Annotated in this window: 15 protein-coding genes and 1 pseudogene; 2 read left to right on the forward strand and 14 right to left on the reverse strand. The window is 71.3% G+C overall.

The window, feature by feature from the left end; translation table 11 throughout:
- Positions 1–107 precede the first annotated feature (107 nt).
- The 3 genes from ACWD0J_RS28085 to ACWD0J_RS28095 form a co-directional block, all read right to left on the reverse strand.
- Positions 108–1,412: an extracellular solute-binding protein gene (locus ACWD0J_RS28085; RefSeq protein ID WP_451498633.1), complete on the reverse strand. Its 1,305-nt coding sequence runs from the start codon at positions 1,410–1,412 to the stop codon at positions 108–110.
- A 205-nt stretch (positions 1,413–1,617) separates the two neighbouring features.
- Positions 1,618–1,914: a DUF3039 domain-containing protein gene (locus ACWD0J_RS28090; protein ID WP_451498634.1), complete on the reverse strand. Its 297-nt coding sequence runs from the start codon at positions 1,912–1,914 to the stop codon at positions 1,618–1,620.
- Between the two features lie 30 nt (positions 1,915–1,944).
- The gene (locus ACWD0J_RS28095; protein ID WP_451498635.1) at positions 1,945–2,517 is read right to left on the reverse strand and encodes a YqgE/AlgH family protein; all 573 of its coding nucleotides are present in this window, start codon (positions 2,515–2,517) and stop codon (positions 1,945–1,947) included.
- Between the two features lie 253 nt (positions 2,518–2,770).
- Between ACWD0J_RS28095 and murA the strand changes: the two genes are divergently transcribed.
- Positions 2,771–4,117 carry a UDP-N-acetylglucosamine 1-carboxyvinyltransferase gene (murA, locus tag ACWD0J_RS28100; RefSeq protein ID WP_286062699.1) on the forward strand — a complete coding sequence of 449 codons (1,347 nt, stop codon included), beginning with the start codon at positions 2,771–2,773 and terminating at the stop codon, positions 4,115–4,117.
- A gap of 193 nt (positions 4,118–4,310) precedes the next feature.
- Here the strand turns inward: murA and ACWD0J_RS28105 are convergent, their stop codons facing one another.
- The 8 genes from ACWD0J_RS28105 to ACWD0J_RS28140 all read right to left on the reverse strand — a co-directional run bounded on the left by ACWD0J_RS28105 (position 4,311) and on the right by ACWD0J_RS28140 (position 14,126).
- Positions 4,311–4,592: an HU family DNA-binding protein gene (locus tag ACWD0J_RS28105; protein WP_007382399.1), complete on the reverse strand. Its 282-nt coding sequence runs from the start codon at positions 4,590–4,592 to the stop codon at positions 4,311–4,313.
- 335 nt (positions 4,593–4,927) lie between these two features.
- On the reverse strand, positions 4,928–6,355 hold the full coding sequence (locus ACWD0J_RS28110) for a malic enzyme-like NAD(P)-binding protein (RefSeq protein ID WP_451498636.1): 1,428 nt from the start codon (positions 6,353–6,355) through the stop codon (positions 4,928–4,930).
- A gap of 312 nt (positions 6,356–6,667) precedes the next feature.
- Positions 6,668–8,980, reverse strand: coding sequence for a HelD family protein (locus ACWD0J_RS28115; protein ID WP_451498637.1), 2,313 nt, complete (start codon positions 8,978–8,980; stop codon positions 6,668–6,670).
- Between the two features lie 82 nt (positions 8,981–9,062).
- Positions 9,063–9,890: an anti-sigma factor family protein gene (locus ACWD0J_RS28120; protein ID WP_451498638.1), complete on the reverse strand. Its 828-nt coding sequence runs from the start codon at positions 9,888–9,890 to the stop codon at positions 9,063–9,065.
- Entirely contained in the window at positions 9,890–10,411 is a 522-nt protein-coding gene (locus ACWD0J_RS28125) for a sigma-70 family RNA polymerase sigma factor (protein WP_010039908.1), read from the reverse strand. Before ACWD0J_RS28125 ends, ACWD0J_RS28120 begins: the two co-directional genes overlap by 1 nt.
- Positions 10,412–10,730: 319 nt before the next feature.
- Complete coding sequence (locus tag ACWD0J_RS28130; protein WP_451498639.1) at positions 10,731–11,324, reverse strand: CGNR zinc finger domain-containing protein; 594 nt, start codon at positions 11,322–11,324, stop codon at positions 10,731–10,733.
- A 125-nt stretch (positions 11,325–11,449) separates the two neighbouring features.
- Positions 11,450–12,601 (reverse strand): uroporphyrinogen-III synthase, encoded by a 1,152-nt coding sequence (locus ACWD0J_RS28135; protein ID WP_451498640.1) that lies wholly within the window; start codon positions 12,599–12,601, stop codon positions 11,450–11,452.
- Between the two features lie 139 nt (positions 12,602–12,740).
- Entirely contained in the window at positions 12,741–14,126 is a 1,386-nt protein-coding gene (locus ACWD0J_RS28140) for a nitrate/nitrite transporter (RefSeq protein ID WP_451498641.1), read from the reverse strand.
- Positions 14,127–14,380: 254 nt separating this feature from the next.
- On the opposite strand from ACWD0J_RS28140, the pseudogene ACWD0J_RS28145 reads away from it, so the two are divergent.
- Positions 14,381–14,521, forward strand: a pseudogene (locus tag ACWD0J_RS28145) (nuclear transport factor 2 family protein); the annotation flags it as partial.
- 4 nt (positions 14,522–14,525) lie between these two features.
- Here the strand turns inward: ACWD0J_RS28145 and ACWD0J_RS28150 are convergent.
- From ACWD0J_RS28150 to ACWD0J_RS28160, 3 genes are all read right to left on the reverse strand, one after another.
- On the reverse strand, positions 14,526–15,731 hold the full coding sequence (locus ACWD0J_RS28150) for an acyltransferase family protein (RefSeq protein WP_451498642.1): 1,206 nt from the start codon (positions 15,729–15,731) through the stop codon (positions 14,526–14,528).
- On the reverse strand, positions 15,728–17,920 hold the full coding sequence (locus tag ACWD0J_RS28155) for a bifunctional polysaccharide deacetylase/glycosyltransferase family 2 protein (protein ID WP_451498643.1): 2,193 nt from the start codon (positions 17,918–17,920) through the stop codon (positions 15,728–15,730). The genes ACWD0J_RS28150 and ACWD0J_RS28155 overlap by 4 nt, the downstream gene beginning before the upstream one ends.
- Positions 17,921–18,771: 851 nt before the next feature.
- On the reverse strand, positions 18,772–19,506 hold the full coding sequence (locus ACWD0J_RS28160; RefSeq protein ID WP_451498644.1) for a hypothetical protein: 735 nt from the start codon (positions 19,504–19,506) through the stop codon (positions 18,772–18,774).
- Positions 19,507–19,559: the final 53 nt, after the last annotated feature.

Raw genomic sequence — 19,559 nt, forward strand, 5'->3', positions numbered from 1 at the left:
ACTCGGCGTCGGTGGCCTTGAGGTCACCGTCCTTGGCCTGGATCAGCACCGACTCACTGGCCGGTTCGTCGATCCCGGCATCCTCGCTGATCTTGCGTTCATCGGCGTCACCCGACGGAACCGAACGCGTCGTCCATCGTGGCCGCCGCGTCCCTCGAGGCCGTCGCCACGTTCTTCTTGCCGGTGATGACCTCCTGGAACATCGTCGGCAGCACCAGCGAGGAGTCGATCTGCGACCAGGCGGGCGAGGCCGGCACGAACTTCGTGCCCGCCGCGAGCGTCTCCACGAAGGGCTTCACGTACGGCTGCCGCGCGGCGGCCTGCTGCCGTACGTCCGTGAAGGTGGGCAGGAAGCCCATCGCCCCGAACAGGTCCTCCTGCGTCTTCTTCGACGCCAGGCGCTTCATCAGGTCGACGGCGAGCGTGCGGTGCGAGGTGCTCTTCAGGACGCCGAGGTTGTTGCCGCCGGCGAACGCGGGGGCGATCGAGCCGGACTCCACTCCCGGCAGCGGCACCACCGCGTACGCGCCCTTCACCTTCCCCGCCTCCACGGCCGCGTGGTTGAAGTCACCGCCGATCGCCATGCCCGCCTGCCCGGCCGCGAACGCGGTGATCGTGTCGTTGCCGCCCATGCCCGCGCACTTGGCGGCGGGACAGTTGTCGTCGCCGAAGAGGGACGTGTACGCCTTGATGCCCTTCTGCGCGGCGGCACTGTCGATGGCGGAGGCGTACGAGCCGTCCTCGCCGGTGGCGATCTCGCCGCCGTTGGCCCAGATGAACGGCATCGCGCCGTAGGTGAAGGCGCCGCCGACCACGAGGCCGTACAGGCCGGGCTCGGCGGCCCGGATCGCGCGGGCCGTGGTCGCCAGCTCCGCCATGTTCTCCGGGACGTCGAGGTCCAGTTCTTCGAAGAGGTCGGTGCGGTAGTAGAGGGCGCGGACGCCGACGAAGTACGGCGCCCCGTAGATCTTCCCGTTCACCGTCACCGACTGTCTCGCGGTCGGGTCGGTGTCCTTCGCCTCGCTCCAGGACGTGAACTCCTCGGTGACGTCGGCGAGTCCGCCGTCCTTCACGTAACCGGCCGTGTCGGTGTTGCCGTACTCGACGACGTCGGGGGCGCTCCCGGGGTCGTTGAAGGCGGCCTTCATGCGCTGGGCGCGGGTCTCGACGGGGATGTACTCGACGGTGACCTCGGTGTCGTCGTGCGCCTTCTCGAAGTCGGCGAGGACGGAGTCCACGACCTTCTCCTTGGGCGCGTTGTCGACCTCCTGGAAGAGCCAGACCCGCAGGGTGCCGGTCTGCTCGTCCTTGCCGGAGGAGGCGTTGCCGGACGTCTGGGGGGCACAGGCGGTGACGACGACGGCCGCGAGCAGGACGGCCAGCCGGGGGGCCATTCGGGGGGCGAGCTTCATGGAGCGGTCCTCCGAGCGTGCGTTGCATTATATGCAATGACGGTTTCGCTCTGCACAACACCAGGGAGGCTAGGGAGTACAGCAACCTGCCCACAAGAGGTCTCCACCACTTCGTGACCCACGAGAGCCCGAGAGACGCGCGAAGGCCCCCGGGGCACGCCACAGCGCGGCCCCGGGGGCCTTGGGGAATCTCAGACGGGCAGGGCTACTTGTCGCCGCCCTTGCCCTTGTCGTCGCCGCTGGAGCCCATGGACTCGTAGATCTCCTTGCACATGGGGCACACCGGGTACTTCTTCGGGTCGCGGCCCGGTACCCAGACCTTGCCGCACAGCGCCACGACGGGGGTGCCGTCGAGGGCGCTCGCCATGATCTTGTCCTTCTGGACGTAATGGGCGAAGCGCTCGTGGTCACCGTCGCCGTGGGACACCTGCGGCGCCGGCTCTACGAGGGTCCCCGTCCCAGTACCTCGCTGTGGCTGGGGCTCAGGCTCAAGAGTGCTCATAACAGCCAAGGGTACTGAAGCTCACACCCATCAGTTGAGCGAAGGGTCGTCCGGATACGTGGCCACCATCGCGAGCTCGCTGCGCTGACGGCGCAGGACCTCGCGCCACAGCCTCTCGGGGGACGGGGAGGAGACGTCCCCGGGTTCCGACTCGACGACGTACCAGGCTCCCTCGACCAGCTCGTCCTCCAGCTGGCCGGGGCCCCAGCCGGCGTAACCGGCGAAGATGCGCAGGCTGCCCAGGGCCGAGGCGAGCAGTTCCGGCGGGGCCTCCAGGTCGACCAGCCCGATCGCGCCGTGCACCCGGCGCCAGCCCAGCGGGGCCCGGTCGGCGGATCCGCCGCCCGGGATGACGGCGACGCCGAGCGCCGAGTCCAGGGAGACCGGGCCGCCCTGGAAGACGACACCGGGTTCCCCGGCGAGGTCCGCCCAGCCCTCCAGGATGTCGCCGACGTCCACCGGGGTGGGGCGGTTGAGGACGACACCGAGGGAGCCCTCCTCGTCGTGGTCGAGAAGGAGCACCACCGCACGGTCGAAGTTCGGGTCCGCCAGGGCGGGCGTTGCCACGAGCAACCGCCCTGTGAGCGAGGACACCTCGGTCATGCCTGACATGATCTCGCATCTTCCCCGCGCGTGGGGAGCCAATGCCTGGACGGGAGTGAACGCAGCTCAGGGCGCACCGGTGCGCCCCCCGCGCACACCCGACGCCGGTGACCCCACGTGCCCGGCGGGGAACGGTTCGTGTTGTGACACAGCTATGACGGTCCCGGGCGGTCCTCGGGCTTACGGAAGGGGGGTGGGCGGCGATTACCCTTTCCCTTCTGGCCCCTGCCCCACTCATCGGAACGCGAGATACATGACCGTCAACGGCAATGACGATGTACTGCTTGTCCACGGCGGAACCCCGCTGGAAGGCGAGATCCGTGTCCGCGGTGCGAAGAACCTCGTACCCAAGGCCATGGTCGCCGCCCTGCTGGGCAGCGAGCCGAGTCGACTGCGCAACGTGCCGGACATCCGTGACGTGCGAGTCGTACGCGGCCTGCTGCAACTGCACGGGGTGACGGTCCGTCCGGGAGAGGAGCCGGGCGAGCTGGTGATGGACCCCTCCCACGTGGAGAGCGCGAACGTCGCCGACATCGACGCGCACGCGGGTTCGAGCCGCATCCCGATCCTGTTCTGCGGCCCGCTGCTGCACCGCCTCGGCCACGCCTTCATCCCCGGCCTCGGCGGCTGCGACATCGGCGGCCGGCCCATCGACTTCCACTTCGAGGTGCTGCGCCAGTTCGGCGCGACGATCGAGAAGCGGGTCGACGGGCAGTACCTGGAGGCTCCGCAGCGGCTGCGCGGCACGAAGATCCGGCTGCCGTACCCGTCCGTCGGCGCGACCGAGCAGGTCCTGCTGACGGCCGTCCTCGCCGAAGGCGTCACCGAGCTCTCGAACGCGGCCGTGGAGCCGGAGATCGAGGACCTCATCTGCGTCCTGCAGAAGATGGGCGCCATCATCGCGATGGACACCGACCGCACGATCCGCGTCACCGGCGTGGACAGCCTCGGCGGCTACGACCACGGCGCCCTGCCGGACCGTCTGGAGGCCGCCTCCTGGGCGTCCGCCGCGCTCGCCACCGAGGGCAACATCTACGTCAAGGGCGCCCAGCAGCGCTCGATGATGACGTTCCTCAACACCTACCGCAAGGTGGGCGGTGCCTTCCGGATCGACGACGGGGGCATCCGCTTCTGGCACCCCGGCGGCCAGTTGAAGTCCATCGCCCTCGAAACGGACGTCCACCCGGGCTTCCAGACGGACTGGCAGCAGCCGCTGGTGGTGGCGCTCACCCAGGCGACCGGCCTGTCCATCATCCACGAGACGGTCTACGAGTCCCGGCTGGGCTTCACGTCCGCGCTCAACCAGATGGGCGCTCACATCCAGCTCTACCGCGAGTGCCTGGGCAGTTCCGACTGCCGCTTCGGCCAGCGCAACTTCCTGCACTCCGCGGTCGTGTCGGGCCCCACCAAGCTCCAGGGCGCCGACCTGGTCATCCCCGACCTGCGCGGCGGCTTCTCGTACCTCATCGCGGCGCTGGCGGCCCAGGGCACGTCCCGGGTCCACGGCATCGACCTCATCAACCGGGGCTACGAGAACTTCATGGAGAAGCTGGTCGAGCTCGGCGCGAAGGTCGAACTCCCCGGCAAGGCACTCGGCTGACCCACGCCTCACACCCCCGGCCAGGCCGACACCGACCCCGGCCGGGGGTCCGGGGGTCCGGGGGTCATCCCCCGGGCAGACACAGCGACTGCCCGCCTCCTGAGCACGACGATGGGGCGGCCGCCCTCACCGGGTGGCCGCCCCATTCGCGTTACTGAGCCCCGTACGCAAGTCCCGTCGCGTACGCGAAGGCTTACTTACCCTTGGCGGCTTCCTTGAGCTTGGAGCCCGCGGAGACCTTCACGCTGTAGCCGGCCGGGATCTGGATCGGGTCGCCGGTCTGCGGGTTGCGCGCGGTGCGAGCGGCACGGTGGGTGCGCTCGAAGGTCAGGAAGCCGGGGATGGTGACCTTCTCGTCGCCCTTGGCGACGATCTCGCCGACGGTCTCGGCGAACGCGGCCAGAACGGCGTCGGCGTCCTTGCGGGTCACCTCGGCGCGATCGGCCAGCGCGGCCACCAGCTCACTGCGGTTCATGTTGTTACTCCCGTGTTCTTCTTGCCGTTGAGGCGTGCCACGCGGCGGAGCCGCATGTTGGGCACAGCGAAAGCCGATGCTGCCAGGTTCCTCGGTGAGTCCCCGGAGCCGGGTCCGTCGTCAGACCCTCGCGCCCAGGGACGCATCCTGCCCCTACCTGCGGCGCGAAAGCCAATCCGGCGCCCGTAGGGGTCGTGAGAACACCCGTGGGGGTCACACGAAAAGAGAGTCCGAGCCTGGCCGACACGATAAACGTCTGCCAAGGACCCCGGGTTCCACGACGCGCCGGAGTCAAGCCGTGGCGATCGTCACAGCCGGTGACCGCCCGGCGGGGCCTACGAGGCCGGGGGAGCCGCCGCGCCCGCGGCCTTCGCGGCCTCCCGCACCGCCCCGGCCACCGCGCCCGCGACCTTGTCGTTGAAGACGCTCGGGATGATGTAGTTCGCGTTCAGCTCGTCCTCGCTCACCACGTCCGCCAGCGCCTTCGCCGCCGCGATCATCATGTCGGTGTTGACCGTGCGGGACTGCGCGTCCAGCAGACCTCGGAAGACACCCGGGAAGACCAGCACGTTGTTGATCTGGTTCGGGAAGTCGGAGCGGCCGGTGGCCACAACGGCCGCCGTCTGGCGGGCGATCGCCGGGTCCACCTCGGGATCCGGGTTCGCGAGCGCGAACACGATGGCGTCGTCGGCCATGGCGGCCACGTCGTCGCCGTCGAGGACGTTCGGGGCGGAGACGCCGATGAAGACGTCCGCGCCGCGCACCGCCGCCTTCAGCGTGCCGGTGAGGCCCTCGGGGTTGGTGTTGTCGGCGATCCAGCGCAGCGCCGAGCCCGGGGCCGCGTCCACCAGGTCCTCGCGGCCGGCGTGGACCACGCCGTGGATGTCGGCGACGACGGCGTTCTTCAGGCCGGCCGCGATCAGCAGCTTGAGGATGGCCGTACCGGCCGCGCCGGCGCCGGACATCACGACCCGGATGTTCTCGATCGCCTTGCCCGCGACCCGCAGCGCGTTCGTCAGGGCGGCCAGCACCACGATCGCCGTGCCGTGCTGGTCGTCGTGGAAGACCGGGATGTCGAGCGCCTCACGCAGCCGTGCCTCGATCTCGAAGCAGCGCGGCGCGGAGATGTCCTCCAGGTTGATGCCGGCGAAGCCGGGCGCGATGGCCTTGACGATCTCGACGATCGCGTCGGTGTCCTGGGTGTCCAGGCACAGCGGCCAGGCGTCGATCCCGGCGAACCGCTTGAAGAGGGCCGCCTTGCCCTCCATGACCGGCAGCGCGGCCATGGGGCCGATGTTGCCGAGGCCCAGCACGGCCGAGCCGTCCGTCACGACCGCAACGGAGTTGCGCTTGATGGTGAGGCGGCGGGCGTCCTCGGGGTTCTCGGCGATCGCCATGCAGACGCGGGCGACACCCGGCGTGTAGATCATCGAGAGGTCGTCACGGTTGCGGATCGGGTGCTTGGACTGCATCTCGATCTTGCCGCCGAGGTGCATGAGGAACGTACGGTCCGAGACCTTGCCCAGCGTGACGCCCTCGATGTCACGCAGCTGCTCGACGATCTCGTCGGCGTGCGCGGTGGAGGTCGCCGCGATGGTGACGTCGATCCGGAGCTTCTCGTGGCCGGACGCGGTCACGTCGAGGCCGGTCACCGAGCCTCCGTGGGACTCGACGGCCCCGGTGAGCTGGGAGACCGCGGTTCCGCTCGCGGGCACCTCCAGCCGGACCGTCATCGAGTAGGAGACGCTGGGCGCCGTTGCCATGGCCGACTTCCTCTGCTTTCACCTGTGCCGCTGGATGCTGTCCGATCGTCGCACCTACCGCTGAGTAGGCGGTAGCCGGGTGGGGTTGCGAACGTTGTGTTCGCCGGACGGCCACATGAAAGAGACCCACGTCACTGGGTGACGTGGGTCTCTCGGACGTTCAAGTGGCACCGACCCGCCATGCTCGCCTCGCGGCAAGTGGTCGCTCGTAGCGACGAAGGTTGGGCCCGGGGGCTTGGATCGGGCCGGTGCCACATCCAGGCTAACAAACCGAAGCCCGAAGGCCATTCCCGTCCGCCGAGTTCACACCAATCAGTCCCGCAGCAGGTCCGGCATCCCGGCCGCGTCGGGCGCGTCCCGCTCCCCCGACACCACCGTGAGCTGCTGGGTCGCCCGGGTGAGGGCGACGTAGAGCACCCGCAGCCCGGCCGGTGACTCGTCGGCGATCTCCGCCGGGGAGACGACCACCGTCGCGTCGTACTCCAGGCCCTTGGCCTCCAGGCTGCCGAGGGCCACCACGCGGTCGCCGAGCCCGGCCAGCCAGCGCCGGGCCTCCTCGCGGCGGTTCATGGCGACGACCACGCCGACCGTGCCGTCGACGAGGCCGAGCAGCCGGGCGGCCTCGGCCCGGACGGTCTGCGCCAGGGAGTCCCGTACGACGGCGAAGCGCGGCTGGACGCCGGTGGAGCGCACCGCCGAGGGCGATTCGGCGCCCGGCATGGCCAGCGCCAGCACCTTGGCGGCCAGCTCGGCGATCTCGGCCGGGTTGCGGTAGTTCACGGTCAGCTGGAAGCGGCGGCGCGGGCGGCTGCCGAGGGCCTCGTCGCGGGCCTGGGCCGCCTCGTCGGGGTCGGACCAGGAGGACTGGGCCGGGTCGCCGACGACCGTCCAGGTGGCGTGCCGGCCCCGGCGGCCGAGCATGCGCCACTGCATCGGCGTGACGTCCTGGGCCTCGTCGACGATGACGTGCGCGTACTCGGTGCGCTCCTGGGCGAGCCGCTCGGCCCGCTCGCGCTGGGTCTCCTCCCGGACCGGCATCAGCTCCTCCAGGCCGGTGAGCTGGTCGAGCGGGTCCAGCTCACGTCTGCGGCGCGGGCGGGCCGGGGCGCCGACGATCGCCTGGAGCTCGTCGAGCATGGCGATGTCGTGCACCGAGTGGCCGTCCCGGCGCAGGGAGCGGGCGACCTTGCGGACCTCGCCGGGGTTGAGGATGCGGCGGGCCCAGCGGCCGAGGCGCCGCTCGTCGGCCATGGCCGCGAGGACGGCCTTCGGGGTCAGCTCCGGCCACCAGGCGCCGAGGAACTCGATGAAGCTGTCCTCGGAGCTGACGTCCTCGTCGAAGGAGGAGCGCAGCTCGGCGGCCAGCTCGGGGTCGGTGTGCCGGCCGGCCGCGCCGGACCGCGCCCACAGGGCGTCCAGGAGCAGCTTGCGGGCCCGGGGGCGCAGCAGGTTGACCGGCGCGGTCCCGCCGAGGGCGTTCTGCCGGACGCGGTCGAGCTCCGCCGCCTCCAGCTCCAGCCGCCGTCCGAAGGCCACGACCCGGAGCCGGGTCGGCGCGTCGTGCGGCTCCAGGGCTCCGCGGGCGGCCTTCCGCAACACCTTCAGCATGCGGTACGAGCCTTTGGCGCGGGCCACCGCCGGGGAGTCGTACTGGGTGGCCTCGACGCCGTCGACGAGCGAGCCGATCGCCCGGATGGCGACCTGGCCCTCCTCGCCGAGGGAGGGCAGCACGCCCTCGGTGTACGCCACGAGCAGCGGGGTGGGCGAGACGATCAGGATGCCGCCCGCGTACCGGCGCCGGTCCTGGTAGAGCAGGTAGGCCGCCCGGTGCAGGGCGACGGCCGTCTTGCCGGTGCCCGGGCCGCCCTCGACGTACGTCACCGAGGCGGCGGGGGCGCGGATCACCAGGTCCTGCTCGGCCTGGATGGAGGCGACGATGTCCCGCATGGTGTGGGTGCGTGCCTGGCCGAGGGCGGCCATCAGGGCGCCGTCGCCGATCACGGGCAGTTCGTCGCCGCCGAGGAACGCCTTCAGCTCGGGACGCATCAGGTCGTCCTCGACGCCGAGCACCCTGCGGCCCTTGGAGCGGATGACGCGACGGCGCACCACCCGCCCCGGGTCGACCGGGGTGGAGCGGTAGAACGGGGCGGCGGCGGGCGCCCGCCAGTCGATGACCAGCGGGCTGTAGTCCTGGTCGAGGACACCGATGCGGCCGATGTGCAGGGTCTCGGCGATGTCGGCGGTGTTGTCGTCCCGCACGGCGCCCTCGGCGGGTTCCACGGCGGTGTAGGCGCCGTCGGGCCCCTTCCTGCCGTCCTTCCCGGGCAGCAGGTCGATCCGGCCGAAGAGGAAGTCCTCGAACTCGTTGTTGAGGCGGTTGAGGTGCACCCCCGCCCGGAAGACCTGGGCGTCCCGTTCGGCGAGCGCGCCGGGCGTGCCGACCTGACCGCGCTGGGCCGCGTCGTTCATGAGGAATTCGGCCTCGTGGATCTTCTCCTCAAGGCGCTGGTACACACGGTTCAGGTGTTCTTGTTCGACGCTGATCTCTCGCTCCCGCGCGGAGTCCTGGAGGACATCCTGCGCGGAGTCGTGAACCGCGGTTTCCTGCTGAGCCTGAGCGGCCACCGGGCCCCCTTCTGACGTGCTGGGCAGCCGTCAACCGTACGCGAAGGTGGGCCCGGGAAGCTATGTGCGGGCGCTCAGTGGTTCAGACGTCGATGTCGACGAGCTTCTTTCCGTCGGTGATGTCGACGACCTCGATGTGGTCGGTCTCGTCGGGGGTCATGGACACGCCGCCGGTGATGTAGAGCGGGTTCCGGGCCTGTTCGGTGGTGGCGCCCGGGAGGCCGTAGCCCGCGGGCGGGACGGACCAGGTGGTGGCCGTCTCCCGTTCGCCGTTCTTCCCGACGAAGATCAGCGAGCACTTGAGCGGGCCCTTGACCCCCTTGAGCTCGAGAACCGGCTCGGTGCCCCAGAGCTTCTCCTGCAGGGCGACGGTCGCACTGACGTTCGTCGTGGGGTCGGTCGCCGAGACCTTGTCCTTGACGGTGCCGAAGAGGTCCTTGGCGGGGTTGGCCGCGAGGACCTGGTTGCCGCCGCCTTCCGAGTCACCGCCGCTCGTCGCCACGGCGGCGAACGGGCCGGCGACGATCAGCGCGGCCGCGGCCGCCACCATGTAGAAGCCGCGGCGGCGCTTCTGGGCGCGGCGCTCGGCGACCTCGTCGACCAGCTTGTTCACCAGGCGCGGGCTGGGCTTGGCGGACAGCGACTCGCCGATGGCGGGTGTGCCGGAGCCCGGCAGGTCCGCGAGGGCGGCCAGCATCGGTTCCATCCCGGCGAGCTCGTCGAGCTGCTGGGCGCACCACTCGCAGCCGGCGAGATGGACCTCGAAAGCGGTTGCTTCGGCATCGTCGAGGATGCCGAGGGCGTAGGCGCCGACGGTCTCGTGCTCGTTCGGACCCGGAGATCCCATCATGGGGCCAGACATACCCGAACCACCCGTACCGAATCCCTGTGATCCCCCGTAAACACTCATCACGCCGTCACCCCCCGCTCCTCCAGCGCCAGCTTCATCGACCGCAGGGCGTAGAACACCCGGGAGCGGACGGTCCCGCTGGGTATGCCCAGGGTCTCGGCCGCCTCGTTGACGGTACGACCCTTGAAATACGTCTCGACGAGCACCTCCCGGTGAGCCGGGGTCAGGTCGTCGAGCGCGTCGGACAACGTCATCAGCCACAGCGCCTTGTCGATCTCGTCCTCCGCGGGGATGACCTCCAGCGGCGACGGATCGACCTCCTGCGGCCGGGCCTGCCGGCTGCGGTGGCCGTCGATGACGATGCGCCGGGCGACCGTCACCAGCCAGGGGCGTACCGATCCGGTCGCTCGATTGAGCTGACCGGCGTTCTTCCAGGCACGGATGAGTGTCTCCTGCACCACGTCCTCGGCTCTCTGCCGGTCGCCGGCGACCAGACGGAGGACATACGCCAGGAGGGGCCCGGCATGCTCTCTGTACAGCGCACGCATCAGCTCCTCATCAGGTTCCGAGGGCTGGGACATGCGATGTCGGGCCCTCGATCCACGTTCATTGGCCACGACGGAATCCTTGCGCACGCCCACCTCCGATGTCCGGGGGTTCCCCCAGTCGGTCGCTCGACCACGGGTACGGACGCGGAGAGTTGGGTGTTCAAAGTGGGGTGACAGTTTTCTTGTGGATGACGTGACGAGGTTGGACATGGGCGCACATTCCCACCCCGCCGTCTTTACATTTCCGCCACACCGACAAGATCAAGCCGATTGCCCGCGAGGTTGAGAAGGTAAACGATGTGTAAGCGAAGTCACGTCGACAGCCGCTCCACAGAAGGGGCATAACGGCCACTCAGGCGCGGGTGGGCGCCGTCCGACGGCGGTGCCGGGCCACTCTTTCGCGGTTTCCGCAGACCTCGCTGGAGCACCAGCGCCTCCTGCGCCCGCGGGAGGTGTCGAGGTAGACGATGGGGCAGTTGTCCCCTTCGCACTGGCGCAGCCCCGCGCGCGCGACCGGGTCGGTGAGCAGCTCCACGACGTCCCGCGCGACGGCGCCGAGCAGCGCCGCGCACGCGGGCGGACCGGCCAACTCCCGCACCAGCGTGCCGTCTTCGCCGGGTACGGCGACCGGGGCGGGCGGGGCGGCGCGGGCGAGTTCGTTGACGCGGGCGAGCGCGAGGTCGTACGGCCGCCCCTCGGGGGCGAGTCCGCCGGGCACCAACTGCCCTACTCGGCCCCTCAGTTCGCAAAATCCGGTGAGCCAGGAGGCGTCGGCGTGGGTCAGCCCGGTGCCCGCCGGGACCAGTCCCGACGCGGCGATCCAGGCGCGCAGCACCGCGACCGAGTGCAGGCGTTCGACGGGGTGGGTGGTCGCGAGGAGATCCAGACAGATCCGTCCGGCGTCGAACCGCAGCGCGTACGCGTCCGTGGCCGTACCCAGTGCCATGCGCCTGCCACCGCCTAGGGGTCACCCGGTGAGGAAACGTTCCCCTCTCACAGTGCCTTCCCGATCCCCCCGCCGGAACCCCTCCAACCGGCGGTGAGGACGTCAGCGGTGCCCCGGGCGCCCGCTCACCCGTCCGAGTACTTGGCGTCGGCCGCCGGATCCAGGGCCAGCCGGTACCCGCGCTTGACCACCGTCTGGATCAGCTTCGGCGCCCCCAGAGCCGTCCGCAGGCGTGCCATGGCCGTCTCCACGGCGTGCTCGTCGCGTCCGGCGCCCGGCAGCGCCCGCAGCAGCTCCGAGCGGGCCACCACCCATCCCGGACGCCGTGACAGCGCCCGCATGAGCGACATCCCGGCCGGGGGGACCGGTTTCAGCTCGCCGTCCACCAGCACCGCGTGTCCCCGGATCTCCACCCGGTGGCCGGCGATCGGCAGGGTACGCGCCCGGCCGGGGAGCTCCTGGCACAGCAGCTGGACCAGGGGGCCGAGGCGGAAGCGCTCGGGCGAGACGGTGTCCACGCCCCGGGCCTGGAGCGGCAGCGCGGTGACGGGGCCGACACACGCCGGCAACACGTCGTGGTGGAGCGCGGCGAGGAGTTCGGGCAGCAGGCCGCGGTCCTCGGCGCGGGACAGCAGCGACGCGGCGGCCGGGGCGCTGGTGAAGGTGAGCGCGTCCACGCCGCGCGAGACGGTCGCGTCCAGCAGCCGGTCCACCGGCCCGATGTCCTCCGGCGGCATCCACCGGTACACCGGGATCCCGAGCACCTCCGCTCCCCCGGCCCGCAGCGCCTCCACGAACCCGGGCAGCGGCTCGCCGTGCAGCTGGATGGCGATACGGCGGTTCTCGACGCCCTCCTCCAGCAGCCGGTCGAGCACCTCGGCCATGGACTCGGAGGACGGCGACCACTCCTCGGTCAGCCCCGCGGCCCGCACCGCGCCCTTGACTTTGGGGCCGCGCGCGAGCAGTTCCACCCCGCGCAGCCGGGCCAGCAGGTCCTCGCCGAGGCCCCAGCCGTCGGCGGCCTCGATCCAGCCCCGGAATCCGATGGCGGTCGTGGCGACCACCACGTCCGGCGCCTGCTCGATGACCTCCTTGGTCGCCGCCAGCAGTTCGCTGTCGTCGGCCAGCTGCACGATGCGCAGAGCCGGGGCGTGCAGGACGGAGGCTCCGCGCCGCTGGAGCAGTGCGCCCAGCTCGTCGGCCCGGCGCGCGGCGGTCACTCCGACGGTGAATCCCGCGAGGGGACCGTGGTTCGGTCGCTGCTGTTCGTCGTACATAACTCTCGTCCCACACTCGAGTCGTTGCACCTGCGTGAGGCGGCCGCACCCAGGTATGAGGTGCTGGCACCCGCATGCCGAGCGAGCCTGTCAATGGTGCGTGACAGGCTCGGTTCGGGTTGATGTCGGCGGTGTTACGTCACACTTCCGCGTAGTTGAGCTGCGGCTTCGCCTCCGAGGCGGTCGATGTGGCCGCGGTGCGGCCGGCCGAGCGGCGAAGGTATACGGCCCAGGTGACCACGAAGCAGGCGCCGTAGAAGGCGAGGAAGGCGACGAACGCTCCGGTGCCCGATCCGTAGGAGAGGAAGGACTGGCGGAAGGCGAGGTTGATGCCGACGCCGCCGAGCGCGCCCACCGCGCCGATCAGTCCCATGGAGGCACCGGAGAGGCGACGTCCGTAGGCGGCGGCCGCTTCCCCCTCCAGCCCCTTGGCCAGCGCCTTCGCCTGGAAGATGCCGGGGATCATCTTGAACGTCGAGCCGTTGCCGAGGCCGGTGAGGACGAACAGCACCACGAACGCGACGGTGAACAGGGCCAGCGACTTCTCCATGCTGGCGGCGATCAGGATCGCGGTCGCCGCGCCCATGCCGACGTAGTTGTAGAGCGTGATCTTCGCGCCGCCGTGCTTGTCGGCGAGCCAGCCGCCCAGGGGCCGGATGAGGGAGCCGAGCAGCGGGCCGATGAACGTGACGTACGCCGCCTCCAGCGGGGTCCGGCCGAACTGGTTGGTCAGCACCTGGCCGAAGGCGAAGCTGTAGCCGATGAACGAGCCGAAGGTGCCGATGTAGAGGAAGGACATGATCCAGGTGTGCGCGTCCTTCGCGGCGTCCTTCGCGGCTCCGGTGTCGTTCTTCACGGACGCGATGTTGTCCATGAAGAGCGCGGCGAGGACGGCGGCGACGACGATGAACGGGATGTAGATCCCCAGCAGCACCCGCGGACCGCCGCCGGCACCGATGATGGCGAGCGCGACCAGCTGGATGACCGGCACGCCGATGTTGCCGCCGCCGGCGTTCAGCCCGAGGGCCCACCCCTTCTTCCGCAGCGGGAAGAAGGCGTTGATGTTGGTCATCGAGGAGGCGAAGTTGCCGCCGCCGATACCGGCCAGCAGGCCGACCAGCAGGAAGGTGTTGAAGGAGGTTCCCGGTTCCATCACCGTGAACGCGGCGATGGTGGGCACCAGGAGCAGGCCGGCCGAGACGATCGTCCAGTTCCGTCCGCCGAAGATCGCGACGGCGAAGGTGTAGGGGACGCGGACCACGGCTCCGACCAGCGTCACCACCGACGTCAGCAGGAACTTGTCGGCCGGGGTGAGCCCGTACTCCGGGCCCATGAAGAGCACCAGCACGGACCACATGGTCCAGATCGAGAACCCGATGTGCTCGGAGAGGACGGAGAAGAAGAGGTTGCGCTTGGCGACCTTCTCTCCGGTCTCCTTCCAGAAGGTCTCGTCCTCCGGATCCCACTGCTGGATCCAGCGGCCGCCCCTGCTCGGGGGTGCGGGGGCTGTGCTAGGGGCTGTCATGACGCCTCCACGGTGTACCGGGGCTCGGGTGGTGCGGGGGAGTGGCTGAGTCCCGACGGTAGGGAGGGCGCGTTTCCTGTCTGTGGCACTGGGTGACCGGAAGGGAACTTTGCTCTCACCCCGGGCGAAGCCGGGATGAGAGGTCCGGGCCGGTCGGGTCCCGTGGGGGCGGTGAGGGGGACTGCGCCCAGGGTACGGCCGGGGCCGCCGTGCCGATCGCGGCCGGCGTGCGGCACCGGGCTGCGCGGGATGATGTGGTCCTCGCCCGCTACACCGCCACCGGCAAGGGCATCGACGTCCGCGTCGCCCACCACTTCGTCGTCCGCGGCGGCCTGATCGTCCGCTTCGAGCAGTTCGTGGACACCGCCAAGGTCCGCGAGGCGATGCCGGGCTGACGGCTCACCGGTGCCTGCCGGGACCGGTCCGGCCCGTGCCGTCCGGCCACAGCCGCGGGCGTCGCTTCGCCGCCAGGTCCTCCGCCCAGCCGAAGGCGAGCACGCACCCGCCGATGAGCAGCCAGACGAGGACCAGGACGGGCCAGGAGCTCTCCAGCAGCCAGGGGTACTGGTCCGCCAGGACGTCGAAGCCCCACAGGTGGTCCCAGAGGGTGGCCGCGGCGACGATGCACGTGTTGTGCCAGAGGTAGACCGTCACCGCCCGGGAGTTGAGGAGCGTGATCGGCCGGCTCCAGCGGCGCAGCCTGCCCGGCCACTCGGACCAGGACGGGCTGAAGTGCAGGAGCAGCATCACCGTCGCGAAGGACCACAGGGACTGGGCGAACGGGATCTCGTCCAGGTCATGGCCCTGATTGAAGCCGTGGGTCACGGCGTACCACAGGCCCAGGCAGGCGATCACCGGTGCCACCGACGGCACGACGTACTGCGGCAGGCGCCGCAACAAGCCCTCCTGGTGCGCCAGGCCCAGCATCCAGCAGGCGCCGAACGTGCTGAAGTCGGTCAGCGCCGACGGGAACCGCTCGCCGGGCAGGGTGAGGAAGCCGAACGCGAAGGCCGCCGCCAGGGCGATCGGCGCCAGGACCGTCGCCAGGGGCAGCGCGCGCAGGGCCTTCAGCAGGAACGGGGACAGCAGCACGAACCAGAGGTACGCGCGGATGTACCAGAGCGGGCCCGCGAGCTCGGCCGCCCAGTCCTCGCCGAGGACGCCGTGCACCCCGGCCAGTCCTTCGGCGTACGGCGGATCGCTCAGCGGCAGGATCCAGTAGCCGAGGTGGAGCCACCACCAGCCGGGGTGGCCCTCGTCGCCCGGTCCCCAGCCCTGGAGCAGCATGCCGCTCACGCCGATCGCGCCGAGCAGCCACAGCGGGGGCAGCAGGCGGCGCATCCGGCCGCGGACGACCTGGAGGGCCGGGCGGCTCTTGAGGGAACGGGCCATCAGGTTGCCCGCGAGCGCGAACATCACGCCCATGGACGGGAAGACCAGCGGGAGCCAGGCCCAGCCCATGAGGTGGTAGAGGACGACCCGGAAGAGGGCGAGGGCCCGCAGGAGGTCGAAGTAGCGGTCCCGGCCGGGAGCCGTCGTGCGGGTCCCCTGGTCGGGAAGGACGGCCTGGTCCCGCGGGCCGGCCGGTGCGGGAGCCGTGGTCATGCGACCGGCCTCCCGTCCACGGTCTGGCGGCGCTCGGCGGGCGCGCCCGGCGGCGCCGACACCCCGCCCATCCGCCGCAGCTTCTGCCAGCGCAGCCGGCCGCCGGTCAGAGCGGTGATCCAGGACTGGAGCAGCACGACGTACATCAGCTGGCGGTACAGGATCTGCTGCAACGGCAGCGAGATCAGCGGGGTGAGCCGCTCCCGGTCGAGGACGAAGGCGTACGTCGCGCAGGCCGCCTGGATGGCCAGGACGCCGAACCAGGCCACGATCGTCTTCGCGGTGGGGCCGAAGACCAGGCCGTACACGAGGAACACGTCGATCAGCGGGGCCAGCAGCGGCGCCAGGACCATGAAGAGGGACACCAGCGGGAGTCCGACCCGGCCGAAGCGGCCCGAGGGGCCTCGGTCGAAGACGGCGCGGCGGTGCTTCCAGATCGCCTGCATGGTGCCGTACGACCAGCGGTAGCGCTGGGACCACAGCTGCTGGACGGACTCCGGGGCCTCGGTCCAGGCGCGGGCCTTCTCGGCGTAGACGACCCGCCAGCCGTCGCGGTGGATGGCCATGGTGATGTCGGTGTCCTCGGCGAGCGTGTCGTCGCTCATGCCGCCGACGCGTTCCAGGGCCGTGCGGCGGAAGGCGCCCACCGCGCCCGGGATGGTCGGCATGCACTGCAGGACGTCGTACATACGGCGGTCCAGGTTGAAGCCCATCACGTACTCGATGTGCTGCCAGGCGCCGATGAGGGTGTCCTTGTTGCCGACCTTCGCGTTGCCTGCGACCGCGCCGACGCGGGCGTCGCCGAAGGGCTGGACCAGTTCGCGGACGGTGGACGGCTCGAAGACGGTGTCGCCGTCCATCATCACCACGAGGTCGTGGCGGGCGTTCGCCACACCCCGGTTGAGGGCCGCGGGCTTGCCCGCGTTGAGCTGGCGCACCACCCGGACGTTGGGCAGGGCCAGGTTCTCCACGATCCTCGCGGTGCCGTCACTGGACCCGTCGTCGATGACGATGACCTCGATCGGGTGGTCGCTGGCCATCAGCGAGCGGACGGTGCTCTCGATGCACTTGGCCTCGTTGTACGCCGGGACCAGCACCGACACCGGTTCGGTGACCGGCGGGCCCCAGCGGAAGTCACGGCGGCGCACCCGGCGGGCGTGGATGGCGGAGAGCAGGAGCATCAGGCCGAAGCGGGCGATGACCAGGAAGCCGATGATCGCGAGGCCGACCACCAGGACGGCGGTGATGTGGTCGGAGGCCTGCACCAGGAAGACCCAGGCCTTGCCTTTCCACAGGTCGACACCCGTGGCCCGGGTGTGCGCGCTGGGCGCGTCGAGGGTCTCGGTGAGGTTGCCGAACCGGTAGCCCTCGGCCTTCATCTGCGGCAGGAACCGGTCCAGCGCCTCGACCGTCTGGTGACGGTCGCCGCCGGAGTCGTGCATCAGGACGATGGCGCCCTTGCCGTCCTCGGGCGTGACGTTGCGGATGATCCGGTCGACTCCGGGCTTGCTCCAGTCCAGGCTGTCGACGCTGGTGACGACGGTGATGTAGCCGCGGGTGCCGATGTATTCGGTGACCGGCCAGGACGCGTTGTCCATGGACGCGGCGTACGAGGAGTACGGCGGCCGGAACAGCGAGGTGCGGATGCCTGCGGCGCCGGTGATCGCGAGCTGGTTCTGGGACAGCTCCCAGTCGATGCGCTTCTTCGACTGGAGGGAGAGGTCGGGGTGGTTGAAGGTGTGCAGTCCGACCTCGTGGCCCTCGTCGACCATGCGCTTGACGAGGTCCGGGTAGCGGGAGGCCATGGTGCCGGTGACGAAGAAGACGGCGTGCGCGTCGTGCCTGTCCAGCACGTCCAGGACCTTGGGGGTCCAGGTCGGGTCGGGGCCGTCGTCGAAGGTGAGGACCATGCGGTGGTCGGGCACCTTCAGGGTGCTGGGACGGCCGCTGCGGGTGTCGATGACCGGCCCGCCGTCGACTATCTCCTCGGGCACCTTGTCGGCGGAGGCCTCGGGCCGGATGCGGTGGTCGGCGAGGATCTCGCTGTGGACGTAGCCGCGCAGCATCAGCATCGCCATCAGCGCGGCGAGGACGAGCAGGGGCAGCAGCAGGCGCATGGGCAGGCGGCGACGCCGGGAGCCGTCGGGGGCTCCGGTCGCGGCCCCCGGACGGCGGGTGCGGGATGCCATCAGAGGTTGTGCTCCGGGGACGGGGATGCCATCAGACGATGGACACCGGGTACGGCGGTGCCATCAGACGATGAGCACCGGGGTCGGGGTGCCGTCACTGCGGGCACCGGGACAGGGGCGGGAACGGCAGACGCCACCGGGTGAGGAGCGCCGGGGAGCCGGGGAGAGGGAGTCCGGCGGGCGGTGAGGACCATGGGTGAGGGTCCTCAGGCGACAGCCCCCGGGGTACGGGGGGCCGTCGGACAACGGAACGAGGGGCGGACGGGGTGCCGCAGGCCGCGGAACACCGAGGGAGCGCCGCGCGCCGGGGAGACGCGGGACGCCGGGAGAACGCCGCGCTCCGCGGACGTGCGGAACGTCGAAGAGGCGCGGGGCGCCGTCGGACGGCGGACACCCGACAGGGCGCACACCGGGGCCGGCGGCAACACCGGCCGATGGGCCTTGAGCAGAGGCCGCCGAGGCGCCACGCACACCGACGGGCCACGGGCATCCTCCGGAGGCCAGGCACCCAGCAGGGCACACACCGCCGGCGAAGGGCGCCGCCGGACGACCGGCCCGGGCGCGCGGCCCTGCCGGTCCTGACGTCTGGGGGCCGAGGCGCTCGGCCGCGCCGAGGGCCCGCACCGCGCGGCGGCGTGGCCCGAGGGCGCGGACTCTGTGCTGCCGCCCCGCCCTGGACATCACTCGCGGCGCCGTCGACGCCGGGCGCCGGGAACGGAGTCCCGGCCAGGCACCGGCGGCAGGGCCCCGCCGGACGGGAAGCGTCCCCTCGCCCGGCACGCCGTCGGGCACCGGGCACCACGGCCGGGGACGCCGCGAGGCGAGGTGGTGCGCCGGGAACGGTGACGGCATCAGGTGATCGGCGCCGTGGGCGGCACGGGTGCCGTCGGCTCGGGTGCCGGGGCGCCCGGCTCGGTCGCGATCGGCGTCGGCTCGCCCGGGCCGTCGGCCACCGTGCCGGTGCCGGGACCCGCGCTGCCGCCCGTGGTCTCGGTCGGGGTGGGCGTGGGCGCGGTCGGGGTCGGGGTGGGCACGGGCGGGTCCGTGACCGTCACGGGCGCCGTCGGGGTCGGGGTCGGCTGGGTCGGGCCGGTGCCCGGTCCCGGGACGGTACCGGTCGGGCTCGGCACGGGGCCGTCCGAGGCGAGGGGCCCGCCGGGACTGGTGCCGGCGGCGGCGCCGGGCGCGGTGACGCCGGGAGCCGGCGCGGTCGCGGTGCCCTGGCCGGCCGTCGGGGTGGGGCCGGGCGGGACGACGCCGGTGCCGACGGGCTGCGCCGGCTCGGCGGGTACCGGAGTGGTGTCGACCTTGCCCGCCGGACTGCCCTCCTCCTGGCCCGGTACGGGCAGCCAGGGCGCGTTGGAGTTGCCGGACAGCAGCGTGGCGACGATGACGACGGCGTACACCGCGCAGGCCAGTCCGACGGCGATGCCTATGCGGCGGAAGCGGCGGCTGCGACGGCCCGACTCGTCCACGAAGACGGGCCCGTCGGACCCGTCCTGACCGCCGGCCGGCCCGGCCCCCTTGGCCTGCCGCACGAGCAGGTCCTCCAACTGCTGGCCTATGCCGTCGAGTTGGACCGTCACCTCGTGCGGGTCATGGGCGGGCCCGCTCCCGGATTCGCCCCCGCCCGGCGCAT

The sequence above is a fragment of the Streptomyces sp. NPDC003011 genome (assembly GCF_053591515.1).

What these genes read in the sequence shown, in the direction of transcription:
- ACWD0J_RS28085 (WP_451498633.1), bottom strand. Translation starts at nt 1,412, where the DNA reads ATGAAGCTCGCCCCCCGAATGGCCCCCCGGCTGGCCGTCCTGCTCGCG.
- ACWD0J_RS28090 (WP_451498634.1), bottom strand. Translation starts at nt 1,914, where the DNA reads ATGAGCACTCTTGAGCCTGAGCCCCAGCCACAGCGAGGTACTGGGACG.
- ACWD0J_RS28095 (WP_451498635.1), bottom strand. Translation starts at nt 2,517, where the DNA reads ATGACCGAGGTGTCCTCGCTCACAGGGCGGTTGCTCGTGGCAACGCCC.
- murA (WP_286062699.1), top strand. Translation starts at nt 2,771, where the DNA reads ATGACCGTCAACGGCAATGACGATGTACTGCTTGTCCACGGCGGAACC.
- ACWD0J_RS28105 (WP_007382399.1), bottom strand. Translation starts at nt 4,592, where the DNA reads ATGAACCGCAGTGAGCTGGTGGCCGCGCTGGCCGATCGCGCCGAGGTG.
- ACWD0J_RS28110 (WP_451498636.1), bottom strand. Translation starts at nt 6,355, where the DNA reads ATGGCAACGGCGCCCAGCGTCTCCTACTCGATGACGGTCCGGCTGGAG.
- ACWD0J_RS28120 (WP_451498638.1), bottom strand. Translation starts at nt 9,890, where the DNA reads ATGAGTGTTTACGGGGGATCACAGGGATTCGGTACGGGTGGTTCGGGT.
- ACWD0J_RS28125 (WP_010039908.1), bottom strand. Translation starts at nt 10,411, where the DNA reads ATGTCCCAGCCCTCGGAACCTGATGAGGAGCTGATGCGTGCGCTGTAC.
- ACWD0J_RS28130 (WP_451498639.1), bottom strand. Translation starts at nt 11,324, where the DNA reads ATGGCACTGGGTACGGCCACGGACGCGTACGCGCTGCGGTTCGACGCC.
- ACWD0J_RS28135 (WP_451498640.1), bottom strand. Translation starts at nt 12,601, where the DNA reads ATGTACGACGAACAGCAGCGACCGAACCACGGTCCCCTCGCGGGATTC.
- ACWD0J_RS28140 (WP_451498641.1), bottom strand. Translation starts at nt 14,126, where the DNA reads ATGACAGCCCCTAGCACAGCCCCCGCACCCCCGAGCAGGGGCGGCCGC.
- ACWD0J_RS28150 (WP_451498642.1), bottom strand. Translation starts at nt 15,731, where the DNA reads ATGACCACGGCTCCCGCACCGGCCGGCCCGCGGGACCAGGCCGTCCTT.
- ACWD0J_RS28155 (WP_451498643.1), bottom strand. Translation starts at nt 17,920, where the DNA reads ATGGCATCCCGCACCCGCCGTCCGGGGGCCGCGACCGGAGCCCCCGAC.